At 64.2% G+C, this 14,909-nt stretch carries 16 protein-coding genes; 14 read left to right on the top strand and 2 right to left on the bottom strand.

The features are described 5' to 3' along the window. The first annotated feature begins 238 nt into the window (after positions 1–238). A complete protein-coding gene (locus OHB26_RS35575) occupies positions 239–1,411 on the top strand; it encodes a lipase family protein (protein ID WP_330181639.1) in 1,173 nt (390 codons plus the stop codon). Positions 1,412–1,438: 27 nt separating this feature from the next. On the opposite strand, the gene OHB26_RS35570 is transcribed toward OHB26_RS35575, so the two are convergent. Both OHB26_RS35570 and OHB26_RS35565 read right to left on the bottom strand, forming a co-directional pair. Then, a complete protein-coding gene (locus OHB26_RS35570) occupies positions 1,439–2,332 on the bottom strand; it encodes an alpha/beta fold hydrolase (protein WP_330181638.1) in 894 nt (297 codons plus the stop codon). Further along, positions 2,313–3,257, bottom strand: coding sequence for an oxygenase MpaB family protein (locus tag OHB26_RS35565; protein ID WP_330181637.1), 945 nt, complete (start codon positions 3,255–3,257; stop codon positions 2,313–2,315). Before OHB26_RS35565 ends, OHB26_RS35570 begins: the two co-directional genes overlap by 20 nt. A gap of 231 nt (positions 3,258–3,488) precedes the next feature. Between OHB26_RS35565 and OHB26_RS35560 the strand changes: the two genes are divergently transcribed. From OHB26_RS35560 to OHB26_RS35500, 13 genes are all read left to right on the top strand, one after another. Continuing rightward, positions 3,489–4,370, top strand: coding sequence for an oxygenase MpaB family protein (locus OHB26_RS35560; protein ID WP_330181636.1), 882 nt, complete (start codon positions 3,489–3,491; stop codon positions 4,368–4,370). A 213-nt stretch (positions 4,371–4,583) separates the two neighbouring features. Further along, positions 4,584–5,276: a hypothetical protein gene (locus OHB26_RS35555; protein ID WP_330181635.1), complete on the top strand. Its 693-nt coding sequence runs from the start codon at positions 4,584–4,586 to the stop codon at positions 5,274–5,276. Positions 5,277–5,306: 30 nt separating this feature from the next. Continuing rightward, positions 5,307–6,161: an MlaE family ABC transporter permease gene (locus OHB26_RS35550; RefSeq protein ID WP_330181634.1), complete on the top strand. Its 855-nt coding sequence runs from the start codon at positions 5,307–5,309 to the stop codon at positions 6,159–6,161. Next, entirely contained in the window at positions 6,158–7,030 is an 873-nt protein-coding gene (locus tag OHB26_RS35545; RefSeq protein ID WP_330181633.1) for an MlaE family ABC transporter permease, read from the top strand. Before OHB26_RS35550 ends, OHB26_RS35545 begins: the two co-directional genes overlap by 4 nt. A 7-nt stretch (positions 7,031–7,037) precedes the next feature. Further along, complete coding sequence (locus OHB26_RS35540) at positions 7,038–8,060, top strand: MlaD family protein (protein ID WP_330181632.1); 1,023 nt, start codon at positions 7,038–7,040, stop codon at positions 8,058–8,060. A gap of 1 nt (position 8,061) precedes the next feature. Then, a complete protein-coding gene (locus OHB26_RS35535) occupies positions 8,062–9,069 on the top strand; it encodes an MlaD family protein (protein WP_330181631.1) in 1,008 nt (335 codons plus the stop codon). Continuing rightward, positions 9,057–10,076, top strand: coding sequence for an MlaD family protein (locus tag OHB26_RS35530; RefSeq protein WP_330181630.1), 1,020 nt, complete (start codon positions 9,057–9,059; stop codon positions 10,074–10,076). The genes OHB26_RS35535 and OHB26_RS35530 overlap by 13 nt, the downstream gene beginning before the upstream one ends. Then, positions 10,076–11,110, top strand: coding sequence for an MlaD family protein (locus OHB26_RS35525; RefSeq protein ID WP_330181629.1), 1,035 nt, complete (start codon positions 10,076–10,078; stop codon positions 11,108–11,110). The genes OHB26_RS35530 and OHB26_RS35525 overlap by 1 nt, the downstream gene beginning before the upstream one ends. Then, positions 11,107–12,105, top strand: coding sequence for an MlaD family protein (locus tag OHB26_RS35520; RefSeq protein ID WP_330181628.1), 999 nt, complete (start codon positions 11,107–11,109; stop codon positions 12,103–12,105). The genes OHB26_RS35525 and OHB26_RS35520 overlap by 4 nt, the downstream gene beginning before the upstream one ends. Continuing rightward, the gene (locus OHB26_RS35515; RefSeq protein ID WP_330181627.1) at positions 12,102–13,058 is read left to right on the top strand and encodes an MlaD family protein; all 957 of its coding nucleotides are present in this window, start codon (positions 12,102–12,104) and stop codon (positions 13,056–13,058) included. Before OHB26_RS35520 ends, OHB26_RS35515 begins: the two co-directional genes overlap by 4 nt. A 66-nt stretch (positions 13,059–13,124) precedes the next feature. Continuing rightward, a complete protein-coding gene (locus OHB26_RS35510) occupies positions 13,125–13,796 on the top strand; it encodes a TetR/AcrR family transcriptional regulator (RefSeq protein ID WP_330181626.1) in 672 nt (223 codons plus the stop codon). Between the two features lie 69 nt (positions 13,797–13,865). Continuing rightward, positions 13,866–14,171, top strand: coding sequence for a hypothetical protein (locus OHB26_RS35505; protein WP_330181625.1), 306 nt, complete (start codon positions 13,866–13,868; stop codon positions 14,169–14,171). A gap of 98 nt (positions 14,172–14,269) precedes the next feature. After that, positions 14,270–14,671, top strand: coding sequence for a hypothetical protein (locus OHB26_RS35500; RefSeq protein WP_330181624.1), 402 nt, complete (start codon positions 14,270–14,272; stop codon positions 14,669–14,671). The last annotated feature ends 238 nt before the right edge of the window (positions 14,672–14,909 follow it).

Genomic DNA, 14,909 nt, shown 5'->3' with positions numbered 1-14,909 from the left:
TCTAGTTGCTCTACTACAGCACACAACGAGCAATGATCTGTCAACGGTCGCTGGATCGACCTCTGCCGTAACTTCGGGGTAGTGGCTGATAAGGGCTGAAAAATCGGCGGGCCACATCGTTTCGGTTCTATTGTGCGACCATTTCGATTGCGGTCCGGTGTGGTAACTTGTCGGCAAATAAACTGGTCGGTTGATCATTTGCGGATGGGTTCCTCACGGGGGATCTGGTGGAGGATTCATGAGATTTACCGCGGCCGTTGCTCGCAATCTGGTCATTGCTTCCGTGACCGCGAGCACCCTGCTGGTGTTGCCGGTGAGTCCGGCGAGCGCACAGACGCCGGGGACGCTCATTGCCGCGACCGCGCAACCCGATGGCTGGCATCAGCTGAGTAATGGTTCTCTGGTGGAGTATTGGACCACCCGTTCCAATGGCGAACAGGTCAAGGCGACGGGCGCGATGTTCGTTCCCTCCGGGCCCGCCCCTGCCGGCGGCTGGCCGATCATGGCTTACGACCACGGCACCTCCGGTCTCGGGTCGGGCTGCGGTGGGATGGCCGATCCCCAGCTCGCGCCCTTTCCTGAGGTACTGAGCCTGGAAGAGACGCTGCTGCAGTACTTCGTGTCCAAGGGGTTCGCCGTCGTCGCACCCGATTACCTGGGCCTGGGCCGCTTCGACACCGGCCCGCACCCCTACCTGGAGACGCGCACCGAAGCCACCGCCACCCTGGATCTGGTGCGCGCCGCTCGCGCGGCCAACCCGTCCCTGTCGCGCAGCTGGGCGGTGACCGGTACCTCCCAGGGCGGTCACGCGGCCCTGGGCACCTCCAATCTGCAGGTGATCGCGGCCCCGGACCTCGATTTCCGCGGCACCATCGCGATCGACCCGGCTTCGGACCTGGAGAAGATCCTTCCGATCGCGGGCCCGTGGGGGCCGAATATTCCAGGTAAGGCCGGTGACGGCGTGAACGGTCTGGTCGTCAGCGTCCTGACAGGGCTTCGCGCCGCCCGCCCCGATGCGCAGGTCGACAGCTACTTGACCGAGCGCGGTCGCCACATGCTCGACAGCGTCGGAAGCACCTGCCTGCCGCAGACCATCAAACTGATGCAGGACGACTCGATCGGTGATCTGCTTTCCCGCCCGCTCTCCGAAGGCCCGCTGCCAGCGGTGCTGCGCGACTACATGACGGTCCCGACCAAGGACTACAACGCGCCTATCCTGTTGCTGCTCAACGCGACCGACACCACCGTCCCGTCCCCGTTGCACGCTGCCCTGGCTGCCCAGTTCGCCGCCAACGGCGTCGACTTCTCGACCGTGGTCGGCGTCGGCAAGCACGGCGAGGTCGACGCACGGATGTGGGACGGCATCCACGCCTTCACCGACCGTATTCTCGCTGCCCCGACCCAACGCTGAGAGCCTGCCCGAGCCTTGTCGGCGCGATCACGGGATCGGTTGGCGGGCAGAAGGTTCCATTCCGGGCCGTTCGACGATTTCCGAGGAGTGGAGCCATTCGTCGATTCGGTCGACAACGCTCGTGGGAGCTTTCGCCCAGCTATTGTGGCCCAGTGGGGTGTCAAGCACAGTGCGGGTGATGCTTGCGGTCCGGAACTTCGACAGCAGCAACTCTGTTTGGCACGGTGGTACCCGTGCATCGCCCGGTATCTCCACTGCCAGAACAGGTGTCGTGGTCCGGGCCATCGCGTATTCATAGTTCAGATCGGCACGACTCGGGTCGTATCGTCCCGATCCCAGGAGTTCGACTATGTCGCGAACCATTGTCAGTGATTGCGCGCCGACAACCGAGTTATCGGCCAGGAAGCCTTCCCTTTCGCTGCGGTCGAGCATCACGGCCCAACTCTCTCGCAGCACGGTCAGATCGGGTGCGGGAGTGTCGCTGAACGGAGTTCCCGAGGCCACCAGGATCAGGCCCGCGAGATCTGTCTCCGGGCGAGCGGCGTAGAGCGAACCCAGTTGACCTCCCAAGCTGTGGCCGAGAAGAATGCGTGGCGAATCCGGAAAAGCTTGCGCGACAAGCTCATCCACTGCGGAGTAGTCCTCTGCTACCAGCGCGTGCATCCCGTAGCGGCTACGACCGTCAGGCTTCGGGACGCTGTCGCCCTGACCACGGAGGTCGGAGATCGTCGCGTGATATCCACGGGCCGCGAGTTCGTCGGCAAGACGATCGAAATAACGTGCGGCCAAACCGATTCCGGGCCAGATCATGATCGCCGGCGTCCGTCGGCGCCGACCGGTCCGGGCGTGAAAAATTCGGACCGGCAGCGCGGTGCCGTCGGGCGCGGAGAGAGTTGTGATTTCAGTGGGCAGGGTGGCCATTGGTCTTGAACCTGGTGGGCCACGCATTGTCACGGTCGAATGCTGCGCGAGCTCGCTGGACGTATTTGATTCGGCGTGGGAGCCACGGCCATGTGATGCGGATGCTGGCGGCAACCATCGAGAAGGCGCGCTCTTGCCACGGTGACCAGGTGTATCCGACGGTCATGCGCACACTTTCGGGGAGCAGTCCGTACATTAGAAAGCTCCCGAATCGAGTGAGGACCGGGGCAAAGATCCAGTAGAGCCACTGGGGCATCTGGGTTTGTGGCGCAGGTCGAGGGTCGCGCGCGATCTCCATCGCACGGTCGAAACCCTTGGTCTTCTCGAGTACTTGTGCGGCGAAGTCGTCGAAATAGACACAGAATTCATCCCAAGTCGCGGGTTCGTTCTTCTTCGCGATTCCGTACTGCGCCCACCACTGCCTCGATTCCTGATAGAGCTGCTCCTTCTCGATGTGATCCATCCGGTGGTCGAAACGGTCGATCATCGCGACGAGGCAATCGACAAAAGTGGCGTGCGCCCAGTAGAAGGTATCGGGATTGAGTGCGTGATAGCGATTTCCATTGTGGTCGGTGCCTTTCACGCCTATGTGTTGCTGTAGCACCCATCGAGTGGTCGCCGCGGCTTCGGCGCCGTCGTAGACGACTCCATAGATCGGGGGCATCGAACGCATCAGCCGATCCAATGGCTCGGTGAAGATCGCCGAGTGCTGGAACGAGGCTGCACCGAAAGCGGGATCCATGACTTGCAGCGCACCCCACCTCGACGAGGTCAACATGTAGCGCCAATCCCCGAGATAACGCCAGAGCAGTGTTCCGGGTTGGACCGGAGCAACGGCGGTGCGTCGGCGCTCGGCGCCGACAAGCCGTGCGGCGCTGTCCTCGTCGGGCTCCGAACCCATCAGATCTGCGGCGCTGTTGGTCATCGTCATCCTCCTTGCTGGGCACACCGTTACCGGCCCGGTGTGACTTCAGTCGTTGTCAGTATCGACCAAGCTATGGTTGACTTCGCATGTTGTCAATTTGTCCGCGACCGGCTTTGGCTGCCTTATGTGGTACTCGGAGAGTCTCTGGGCTGTCGTCTGTCGCGAAGTCTCTCGTGTATTGACAATGATATATGTCAGTTCTAGCGTTCGGGGCATGATCTGGGAGAAGAGATGACCGCCGGCCGGGCCGGGATGGCCGATCAGCCGGCGATGAGGGCACCCATCGGGCCGGGTTCGCTGCTGTGGCACTTCGCCTCGGATACGCGCAGCATGTTTCCGGGCCTGAGTCTCGGGCTCTTGCAACTGATGCACCCCGCGATCGGCGCGGCGGTCACCGAACACTCCGCGTTCTCGGAGCAACCATTCGAGCGGGTGTATCGATCTGTCCCGCAGATCTGGTCGGCGCTACTGCTTCCGGATGGAGATGCGCGGAGTCTGCGGATTCGAGATCTGCACAGCAATATCGCCGGGACCGATGAACGGCAGCGTCGATACCACGCGCTGGAGCCGGAGACTTTCTGGTGGGCGCATGCGTGTTTCACCTGGGGGATCTTCCGATCCGTCGAGTTGTTCCACGCCAGGCAACTCGACGACTATGAACGCGCTCGGCTCTACGCCGAGACGCTGAGTTGGTATGACCGCTATGGCGTGAGCAGTCGCCCTGTCCCCCCCGACTATGCCGCGTTTCGGGCCAAGTTCGATCACGTCTGCGCTGATGTGCTCGAGTGGACTCCGGCGGTGCGACAGGCGCTGCACGTCAGGCCCGCCGCCGCTGCGGCGGTTTCCTCGGGCGCCTCCCCGTTGGCGGGGCGATTCCTGAATCTGGTCACACCGGACCTGGGGTTGTTCAGCATCGGATGTATGCCACCGATTGTGCGTCGGCGCTTCGACCTGCGCTTGGACGACGACCGGCAGCGGCGATTCGATCGATCTGCTTCGGTCATTCGGCAGGGCGCGCGCCTTGTGCCCGACCGGCTGAACTATTCGGTCTTGCGAACCTTCCTGCGCCAGACCGGTGCTCATACGCGTGCGGACCGCTACCAGGCCGAGTAGTTCTTATGACATCAATAGTTGTCACTGAATGGGGTATGTGCGGGATTCCGGATATGTGCGGTCGGTTGCTGTTGGTTGTGGATGGAACCGCAACCGAGATGACGAGTATCTCGGCTTCTCTGGTCAAATACCGACCGCACTGTTAGCTTGGGCACATGGAAATGACATGCAAAATTGTCATTCAAGCGAATGCATGGCTAATCGAGGTGGGCGATGTCTGAACAGATGGCGACAGCGGAGGCCGAGTCGGCGCAGGTCGATGACGCGGCCCTCCGCGCGGTCGCCGAAGGCTCCGGACAGGTGAAAGTTTCGTCCCGATCGGGCCGGGGATTCGATCGACGGATCCGGCAGTTGCGGTCCGGCGGCACGGTGTCGGTTCGGCTCAGCACCGTGATGGCGCTCGGCCTTGCGGCTGTACTACTGCTCGCGACCCTCGTTCTGGGCTGGGTGGCATATGAACGCGGCAGTGATCGTGACGCGGCCCGCGCGGAGGTCGCGGCGCTGGGGGCGGCGGCGAACGATCGGCACCACGCCGAGCGCGTGGCCACCGAGTACTCGGTCGGCGCGGCCGATATGAACTTCAAGGACCTCGCGGCCTGGTCACAGCGGCTGACCGCGAACACCTCACCGCAGCTGGCGAACAAACTGAAGCAGGCGGCGGCCTCGATGGAGCAGATCATCGTGCCCCTGCAATGGATTTCGGCGCCGACTCCGATCGCGGCGACGGTCCGTTCGGAACAGGGCGGTAGCTATGTCGTCACCTGCTTCGTCAGCGTGATGACCAAGAACACCCAGGCGCCGGACGGCGTCCAGTCAACCGCGACCTACACCGTCACCATCGACAAGAACGCCGGTTGGAAGATCACCGATGTCGGTGGCATCGATTCCGCCATGAGCGGCAAATAGATTCGCCGACCCAGGGATACGGAAGACCTCATGGCACAGCCCGATAGCGCGACGACGCTGGACAGAGTCGCGGATGTTCTCAATGCACCGGTCGATCATCTGAGTGGCGTCGGCCGCGCGAGTGCGGCGACGCTGGGCAGATCGATCCTGCTCGGCACCTCGATAGTCCGGCATCTGGTGCGAGACGTCCTCGCCGGTCGGCTCCCGTTCGGTGAATTCGTGCAGCAGGCATGGCATCTGCTGAAGGTGACCGCGGTCCCGGCGATCCTGATGGCGATTCCGTTCGGCGCGGTCGTCTCGGTTCAGGTCGGGGGACTGGTGCATCAGGTGGGGGCCGACTCGCTGATCGGTGCGGCGAGCGGCTTGGGCATCATCCGGCAAGGTGCGCCGCTCGCGGCCGGCCTGCTGCTGGGTGGGGCGGGGGCCGCGGCGATCGCGGCCGATCTCGGGGCGCGGGCCATCCGGGAGGAACTCGATGCCATGCGGGTGATGGGCGTGGATCCGGTGCAGCGGTTGCTGGTGCCGCGTTTCCTTGCGCTGCTTGTTATTTCGCCGATGTTGTTTGTCGCCATCGTGATGGTGGGTGTCGGCTCCTCCTATCTGGTGGCTGTCGAAATCAACGGGGTCAGCCGCGGCAGCTTCTGGGCGTCGTTCGGGGCATTCGCCACCACAGCCGATCTGGCCGTGGCGGTGATCAAGACGCTGGTCGCGGCCGTGCTGGTCGCGATCATCGCCGGATTGCGCGGCCTAGAGGCGCGCGGCGGACCGCGTGGCGTCGCGGATGCGGTGAATTCCGCTGTGGTGCTGAGTGTTACGGCGATCATCCTGGCTACGCTGCTGATCACGCAGCTGCAGGCCATGTTCCTGCCGGGTCACGTCGCATGAACACGACCGCGCCGTCCCGCTACCAACCGCTGCCGCGCACCGCCCGGCTGGTGCGGCGAGTAGCCCGGCCCGGTGCTGACCTGGTGGCCGAGATCGGCAGGGTCGCGGTGTTCGTCGGCCGGACGCTGTGGCTGCTGCCGGTCACGGTTCGTCAGTACCGTGCACAGACTTTCCGGGTGTTGAACAACCTGGCGTGGGGGCGTGGATCGCTGATCGTCGATGGTGGAGTGGTCAGCACCATGTTGATACTCGGTGTCGCGATCGGTGCCATGGTGTCCATCGAGGCCTTCGCCGGGTTGGATCTCATCGGGTTCGGCGCGCTGTCCGGTGTCGTGGGTGGGATGGCGAATATTCGGGAGATGGCTCCCATCGTCGCCGGGGTCGGCTTCGCCGCACAGGCGGGGTGCCGGATGACCGCGGAGATCGGGTCCATGCGGATCTCGGAGGAGATCGACGCCATCGGATCGCTCGGGGTCCGCACGGTGCCGTTCGTGGTCGGCACCCGGCTGATAGGCGGAATGCTTTGTGTCGTACCGGCTTATCTGGTGACACTGTTGGTCAGCTTCGTCACCTGCCGTCTGGTGGTGACGGTGGTGCACTCGCAGTCCACCGGAACCTACAACCATTATTTCGAGCAGTTCCTCGATCCGGTGGACGTGCTCTATTCGACGATCAAGGCGGTTTTGTTCTGTGCGGTGGTCACGTTCATTCATTGCTACTTCGGTTATTTCGCCTCGGGCGGCCCGGCCGGTGTGGGCCTTGCCAGTGGGCGCGCGATCCGCGCGAGCCTGGTCGCGATCATCATGCTGGATCTGATGCTGACCGTGCTGTTGTGGGGGCTCACCCCGGAATTCGTATTCACGGGGTGAGGTGACGATGTCGGAACTACTGGCTGGATCAGAGCGCAGGCAACGGCGGATTCTGTTGTTGACCGGCACCGTCACGGTGGTGGTGCTGGTGATCGCGATATTCACCATGATGCGGATCACCGGACGGGAACCCGGTGGCACCGTGCAGATCACGGTGCGGACGGCCTATCTCGGGCAGGGCGTCGCGGCCGGCTCCGCGATCATGCTGCACGGGGTCGAGGTGGGACGGGTGGAATCGGTGCACGCTGCTGCCGGGCACGGAGTCGAGCTGGGTATCCGGTTGCAGCGCAATCAAATCGGGGGACTGACCGATACGGTCCGGTTCGACTACCGGCCGATGAACTACTTCGGCGTCTCCGCGCTCAACCTGCTGCCCGGCGTCGGAGGCCAAATCCTGACCGACGGCCAGCGGCTCGATCGCGCACCCGAGGGTGACTTCACCATGGCGGCGCTCCTGACCCGCTCCTCGATGGTGGTGAACGGTGTGGTCACCGATCGCATGGTCGAGGTGATCCGGCGGATCGCCGACTACACCGATGCGCTCGCGCCATTGCTCGAGGCCGGGTTCACGGTCGCCGGCGTCGTGGCCGAAACACAGCAGCGCACGCCCGATATCCAACTGCGCCAGCTGAATACGCTGCTCGATCCGCTCCCCGTCTTCGCCGATGACGCGGTCGCCGCGATCAAGGCTGTACGCGAGATACCCGGCGGTGAGATGATCATCGACGACTTCGGGCCGATAAACGAAACCCTGCAGTTGATCTCCACCGGCTTCTTCGGTCCGCTGGGATCGCTACTCGGTTCGCACGCGGACGATTTCACTCCGCTGACCGAAATCCTGCGCACAGTGTCGGATCTGGTCTCCGCGACGCTGAACAAGGCGCAACTGGGTACTCGGCTCGATCAGGTGATGTCGGGATTCGCCTCGGCCTATACCGGCCCGGACCAGGACAGATCACTGAAGTTGCGCATCGTGCTGGACCAGTTGCCCGCGCTCGCCTCGGCGCTACCGCTGCCCGGGGGGAACTGAGATGGGGACGGCACCGCGCCAGGCGCTGTGGCGGCTCATCGTCGCCGCAGCTGTCACGGTCGTGCTCTTCGGCGGCGTCGTCAACGCGCTCCGCAATCCTGTGATCGGCGACACGGTTTCCTACACAGCGGATTTCGCTGATGTGTCCGGACTGCGCATCGGGGCGGACGTACGTCGGCAGGGAGTGCAGGTCGGCAAGGTGACCTCGATCGACATCCGGCAGCAGGGCGGCACGAATATCGCCGTCGTCGGTTTCGCGCTGCAGCAGCGTTATCGGCTCACCTCGGCATCGCATCTGGCGGTGAGATACCAGAATCTCAGTGGCCTGCGTTATCTGGACTTCGACGAAACCGGCACCGTGGCAGGGGAGCCCGTGGCCATCCGGCACGCGACAACGCAGATGACCACCTCATCCTTCGATATAACCACTCTGTTCCACGGCTTGGAACCGGTGCTGCGCACTCTCGATCCGGCCGAGATCGACAAGCTGGCGGAGAACGTCTCGGCCTTCCTGGCGGGCGATGGCACCGGCGCGGCGGATCTCGCGGCCGGCGTCAAGAAGATCGCCGACTACACCGTCGACCGGCAGCAGGTCGTTTCCACGCTGGTCGCGAATATCGCGGCGATATCGAACACCATGAAGGGAAAGTCGGATCGTGTGCTGGAGTTCATCGAGAACTTCGACTTGGTCCTGGACAAGACGATGACGGTACTCGATCAGTTCTACGTGACCGCCACCTACGGACCGGCCTTCGTCGACGCGGTCAATCGGCTGTTGACCAGCGTCGGGTTGAGGGAAGGGACCGATCTCGACGCCTTGTTGAAATCCGCGCTCGCACAACTGCAGGACGCCCCGCAGACCCTGCGCATGCTGCCGTCCGTGCTGGCGGGACTCGAGCAACTCGACTCCGCGAAGCTTGACACCCGATGCGCCAACGGTCCCGCGGTACTGCCGCAAGCGGTGCAGGTGCTGCTCGCCGGACAGCAGGTGGTGCTGTGCAACCGATAGCCGCCGCGGCGCATCGTGTGCGCGCCTACCTGGAAAGCCGCAGCTCCGAACAGAAGCATGTGCTCATCGGTGTCGTCTCGGTCGGGACGGCGGTGATCGTCGCAGTCGCGGCGGGGGCACTGTATCTGCATCCGCTGCGCCAACAGCGGGTCGTTTTCGAGACCACCGATGCCGCGGCGTTGCGTACCGGCGAGGAGGTGCGCGTCGCCGGAGTCCCCGCGGGCAAGGTGACCGAGGTGCGGTTGCGGCCCGATCATGTCGAGATCGAATTGACCGTCGACGACAGCGTCTTCCTCGGCGCCGAGACCGCCGTGGACGTCCGCATGCTGACCGCCGCCGGGGGCTACTACGTCGCGCTCGTGTCCGCAGGCGAAGCGGCGCTGGGGAATCGGACGATTCCCGCCGCCAGGGTGCACCTGCCCTACCGCCTGCCGGAACTGCTCGACGACGCTCCACCGAAAATCGCTGCTCTCGACGCACCCGCGATCGGCACCGACCTCGACCAGGCCGCGGCCGCTCTGGAGGCGAATCCGGGTTCGGTGAAGTCGATGATCGACAGCGTCCAGGCACTCGCCGGCGTCCTGGATCGCCAGCGCGACCAAGTCGGAACCAGCTTGACGGTGACGCAGGAATACCTGGGCGCGTTCGGTAATCGACGTGACGTGCTGTTCAACATGCTGCGCAAAGCCGCGATCGTGCTGCGCGTGCTCGACGACACCCATGTCGAATTCGCCTACGCCTACCAGGGTTTGGCACAAGTCTTCACCTCGGTGAAGACGCTCACCACCTTCTACGCGAACCACCGCGACGAGGTGTACGACGCGGTGCGGCAACTCGACGCCGCAGCGCACAGCGTGAACACCGACCTGCCGACCCTCATCGGCCAACTGCAAACCTTTGTCGACTACCTGCAATCGCTGCTCGGCCCCGACGGAATCCGCCTCGCGGGCGGCGATCAGGTGCTGGCCACCGACCTGTGCATACCGATCCCCGGAAGGAGCTGCTGATGCTTCGCCGCTACCGAGGGCTGCTCATCCTGACCGCCATCGCCACCGTTGCGCTCGCCGTCGGCACCACCGTCGCCACCGACACGAATTCCGGTAGCACCAAGGGCTTTTGCGCGATCATGCCCGACACGATCGGCCTGTACCCCGGCAACTTCGTGACCCGCATGGGCGTACGCATCGGCACGGTGGATCGGACCGACCCGGAAGGGGCCGGAGTTCGCGTCACCTTCTCCCTCGACGACAGCCAATCGATCGCCGCCACCACGAAGGCGGTGACTCGGTCGACATCGATTCTCGCCGACCGCAGTATCGAACTGACCGGCAACAATCAGCCCGGACCACACTTGACACCGGGACACTGTATTCCGCTGTCGGACACCGCCACCCCGAAGAGCATCTCCGAAATCACCGCTGCCACTGCCGGACTCATCGACGGCATCACCCGATCCGGTACGACCAGCGCCGCGAACGGGGCCCTGGACAATCTGTCGAGCCAACTGGCAGGCAACGGTGCCGCCGCCGGTGCCGCCGTAACCACCCTGAGCCACGCCCTCGCGGATCCGGACCATGCGACGGCGACCCTCGGTCAACTGCTCGCGGACATCGCACCGCTGCTGGCCGCCACCCGCACCCATTGGGACGACATCGAATCCGCGCTCGCGACCGCACCACCGGGCATCGACGCGGTCGCGACGCAGGTCTTCCCGGCCATCACCAAGATCTTCGACGGCCTGCCGGGAGCGATGGATCTGTGCCTGGACCTGGCGCAGCGCTACGGAACCCTGCTTTGGCCCGGACTCGACACCGTCGCCGCGGCACTGCATCTCGCAGCCACCGGCGAGGACAGCATCGCACAATTGGCCAATTCACTACCGGTGCTCGCCGATTCGATCGCAACCCTCACCAATGCCCGGACCGGACAGCCGATCTCCGGCGTCGCGCCGCGATTTCGGCTGACCACGATGCCGGGACAGCCCGAGGCATCCATCACCGATCTCTTACAACTGGTACTGAAGGGCGGTGTGCCCCAATGAGAACCACGCGCCATCTGATCGTCGTGGTCCTGACGACAGCGGTCACCGCCACGCTGGCCGCATGCTCGGCGAATCCGGCGAAGCTGCCGATGCCCAGTGACCTGGCCCGCAATGGCTACCCACTCACCATCGAGTTCGCCAACGCGCTGAACCTGCCGGCTGGGGCAAAGGTGTCCTTCGACGGTGCCGCCGTCGGATCGGTCCGCAACATCGACCTGACCGGTGACAACGTGGCAGTCGGAGTGGATATCCGCATCGGCATCGTCATTCCGGCCGACAGCACCGCCGCCATCACCCAGGACACCGTGCTCGGCGACGCCTACGTGAAGATCCAGCGCCCACAGCCGGTATCGAACAGCGCTGCGCTGGCACCGAATTCACGGATAGCCCGTGAGCACACGGTGTCGCCCGCACCGCTGGAGGACACCCTCGCGGTGCTGGCGAACTTCCTCGGTTCCGGTTCGGTACAGCGCATCGAACAGGCCATCGGCAAGCTGAACGCGGCCCTGCCACCGACGACCGACGACGTCCGCAAGGTCGCCGCAACCATGGCCGTCGATGTGCGGAGCCTGGCCGCCGGCACCGCCGACATCGACCGGATGCTCACCGGCGTCGACGACATCACCCAGACCCTGAATCGCCACAGCGACGCTCTCGAGAGCATTTTCTCTCCGCATGCGATGAAACTGTGGGCCAACCTGCGGCTACTCATCGGGAACATCGGTATCCTGCTGCCGTCGGTCGGCAGCGTCTACACCGGCGGAAACTGGCTGGTCCCAATGATCGACTCGCTTGCCGTCACCGTCGAGGATGTCTCCAGCACTGGTACAGGTCTCGCCGACACCGGCATGAGTCTGCAACGATTCCTGCGCACCACGCTGTTGCCGCTGCTGAGCAAACCCGCTGTTGACGTCACCTCCCTCGTCAGCGCCGACGGCAATGAACAATTGGCCGCCGTCGAGGATCTGCTCAGAATGCTGGGAGCCGTCCGGTGAACACCAGGAACGCCGTGTCCATCGCCGCTCTGCTGGCCCTGCTGGCCTTCTCGGTCGTAGCGATCGGCCGCCAGGGGGTGCACTGGCTACCTCCTGCGGATCAACACCACGCCGTGCTGGCCGTAGCCGACGCCAATGGAATCGTCGCCGGTTCCAAACTGCTGTTACGGGGAGTACCCATCGGCCGGGTGATCGCGGTTCACGCCGCGGCAGACGGCGTGGAGATCGAATTCGGCTACCACGACAGCTATAGAATTCCCGTCGACAGCGATTTTCGCATCGAAAGCCTCTCCTCGCTGGGGGAGAGTTATGTCGCGATCCTGCCGAAATCGACCGCCGGGCCGTACTTCGCCGATGACCAGCATATTCAGGCCCAGGTATCGATAGTGCCGCGCACCTTCGGCGATCTGTCGGCCGCGCTCACCCGAATGCTCGACGGCATCCCCCCAGACACCGCGAATTCCCTTGTCGATGAGCTCGAGTCGGCCTTACCCGCGGATATCATGGTGGTGCACAACCTGTCTCGGGCCAGCGCGCTGCTCGCCTCGACGCTGCTGATGAGCACCGGCTCGATCCGCGATCTGCTCACCGACGGACAGGACGTGCTGGCCCGCAGCGGCGCGGTCGGTCCCACCCTCGCCGAGACCAGCGATCCGGCCCGGCTGCTGGGCGTCAACTTCGCGGCCCTTGCTCAGACTGCCATCGACATGATGCAGACCAACGACTACCCGCGGGTCGTGCAGATCGGGCCGTTGACCCTGTTCGGCAAGCTCCAGCGGTTCGAGGACCAGGTCGGCCCGGATATCCGAAAACTCGCCGGTACAGCCCTGCCCGGCATTCGCGCCGCTGCCGATTCCGCGGGCATGATCGACATCAGCCGTCTACTGGATACCGCGCTGTCCGCGGTCGCGGTCCCCGGCGCGGTCACCCTTCACGTCACCACACCGCGATAGGGGATAATCGATGCCATGACATCGCAGCCGACCCCTGTCGCCCGGCGGCCCCATCGGTTTGCGGGTATGAGCAAAGAGGACCGCAAGGACGCCCGCCGCACGGCATTCCTGGACGCGGGAATCGCGGTCATCGCTGAATCCGGAATCGCCGATACCAAGGTCCGTGACGTGTGCCGCCGCGCCGAACTGACCGAACGCTACTTCTACGAGAGTTTCGACAATCTCGATACCTTCGCGAAGGCGGTCATCGAAGCCGTTGCCATGCAGGTCGCGGGGCGACTGTTTGTCAAGGCCGTCGGCATCGACGAGGCGCAGGCTCGATTGCGAGCGGTGGCAAAGGAACTCGTGACGATCCTGGATGAGGACCCCAGGGTGGGGCGCATCCTGTTCATCGAACCGGAGCGGGCCGGCGGCGCACTGGCCAAGCTGCGTCAGCAGATGTTGTACGGAACCACCTGGCTGATGACCATGTGGCTGGAGAACCCCGAATCGAACGATATGGCCGTGGCGACACTACCCATGGTCACCCAGTTCATGAACGGCGGATCCGACGCAGTGGGCCCGCTAATGGGCGACATCACCACCATCGCCATGGCGGGTGCGGCTGCCGAGGTGCTGATGGCCTGGGTCGATGATCGACTCGACATGTCCGCCGAGGAGTTGGTCGACTACCTTCTCAGTTTCCTCGACGAAGCAGTCGCCTGGCGGCGGAAGATTACCGCAGCTGATCGGTCGTAGCCGGGCAGATCAGCGGTCGCTGCGGTCCTGGATCGGCGGCCCACCGATAACCGTCCCGGTCTACCGACGGTGCAGCACTACGACGATCTGCTGCCTTCACAGCGCCACGGCCGGGCGGCAACGCCGCAGCCCGTGCCGGATCGTGAAGAGCGAGCGGCACAGGAACTTTCGGTGCGACGGCTGGTACGTCAGGTCATCGAACCCGACGAGGTATTCGAGGTCGACGATCTGCTCGCCCGGCTCGCGCGTCTGGGCATAGCGATGACACCGGGCAAGGTCACCGGCATCCTCGACTACTGGGCCGCGCGCTCCCAACTCGCCTTCATCAGGCCCGGGGTCTATTGCCGCCCACCCGAGCCCGACGACGCCACCTGAACTGCGCCTTCGCCATATTCGTTGTTTTTCGCGCAGTCCGATACCCCAGGCCGGAATCGCCATCATCGGCGAGATCGGGATCGCGGACACGAAGGTCCGTGACGTGTGCGCCCGCACCGAGCACACCGAACGCTACTTTCTACGAGAGCTTCACCAATCTCACTCAGTTCGCTCATGAGGTCGTGCAGTTAGTCGCGGTTCAGGTCGCTGTGCGTCTGCTGAGCAAGGCGATACTCGTCGACGATGGGCATGCACGGCTGCGGGCCGTGACCCGGGAACTGGTGGCCATTGTGGATGAAGACCGCCGTATCGGCCGCATTCTTTTGGTGGAAACCGAACGAGCTGGAGGCCATCTGGCCACGTTGCGCCGGCAGATGCTGTACATCGTCACGTGGTTGATGGCGATGTGGCTCGACGATCCTGAACAGCGCGCGGAATCAATCTGGCGGCTCTCGCCGCCCCGATGCTCGCCCAGTACCAGCAAAACGGCCCGGACGTGATCGAGGCGGTCCATGGGTGACGCGAACACCCTCGTCATCTCCGGGGCGATTGCGGAACTGTTTCGCGATGGATCGAGCAGCGGATCGTGATGTCAGCCGCCGAGGTGGTCGACTACCTGCTGCGCTATTTCGACAACACGCTGGCGTGGCAACAAGAACAGATTCCGCTCGATCCCGCGGCGCGGTGAAGGGCTGCTGATCGGACTGAATTCGGTGGGCGCAAGGCTGCTGTGACGCC

The organism is Nocardia sp. NBC_01503 (assembly GCF_036327755.1).
GTDB lineage: Bacteria > Actinomycetota > Actinomycetes > Mycobacteriales > Mycobacteriaceae > Nocardia.
Note: the sequence above shows the minus strand (reverse complement) of the source record. Positions and strands in the feature narration are given on the sequence as shown.

Excerpts from the sequence above, each read along its gene's own strand:
- OHB26_RS35575 (WP_330181639.1), top strand. The coding sequence starts at position 239 with ATGAGATTTACCGCGGCCGTTGCTCGCAATCTGGTCATTGCTTCCGTG.
- OHB26_RS35570 (WP_330181638.1), bottom strand. The coding sequence starts at position 2,332 with ATGGCCACCCTGCCCACTGAAATCACAACTCTCTCCGCGCCCGACGGC.
- OHB26_RS35565 (WP_330181637.1), bottom strand. The coding sequence starts at position 3,257 with ATGACCAACAGCGCCGCAGATCTGATGGGTTCGGAGCCCGACGAGGAC.
- OHB26_RS35560 (WP_330181636.1), top strand. The coding sequence starts at position 3,489 with ATGACCGCCGGCCGGGCCGGGATGGCCGATCAGCCGGCGATGAGGGCA.
- OHB26_RS35555 (WP_330181635.1), top strand. The coding sequence starts at position 4,584 with ATGTCTGAACAGATGGCGACAGCGGAGGCCGAGTCGGCGCAGGTCGAT.
- OHB26_RS35550 (WP_330181634.1), top strand. The coding sequence starts at position 5,307 with ATGGCACAGCCCGATAGCGCGACGACGCTGGACAGAGTCGCGGATGTT.
- OHB26_RS35545 (WP_330181633.1), top strand. The coding sequence starts at position 6,158 with ATGAACACGACCGCGCCGTCCCGCTACCAACCGCTGCCGCGCACCGCC.
- OHB26_RS35540 (WP_330181632.1), top strand. The coding sequence starts at position 7,038 with ATGTCGGAACTACTGGCTGGATCAGAGCGCAGGCAACGGCGGATTCTG.
- OHB26_RS35535 (WP_330181631.1), top strand. The coding sequence starts at position 8,062 with ATGGGGACGGCACCGCGCCAGGCGCTGTGGCGGCTCATCGTCGCCGCA.
- OHB26_RS35525 (WP_330181629.1), top strand. The coding sequence starts at position 10,076 with ATGCTTCGCCGCTACCGAGGGCTGCTCATCCTGACCGCCATCGCCACC.
- OHB26_RS35520 (WP_330181628.1), top strand. The coding sequence starts at position 11,107 with ATGAGAACCACGCGCCATCTGATCGTCGTGGTCCTGACGACAGCGGTC.
- OHB26_RS35510 (WP_330181626.1), top strand. The coding sequence starts at position 13,125 with ATGAGCAAAGAGGACCGCAAGGACGCCCGCCGCACGGCATTCCTGGAC.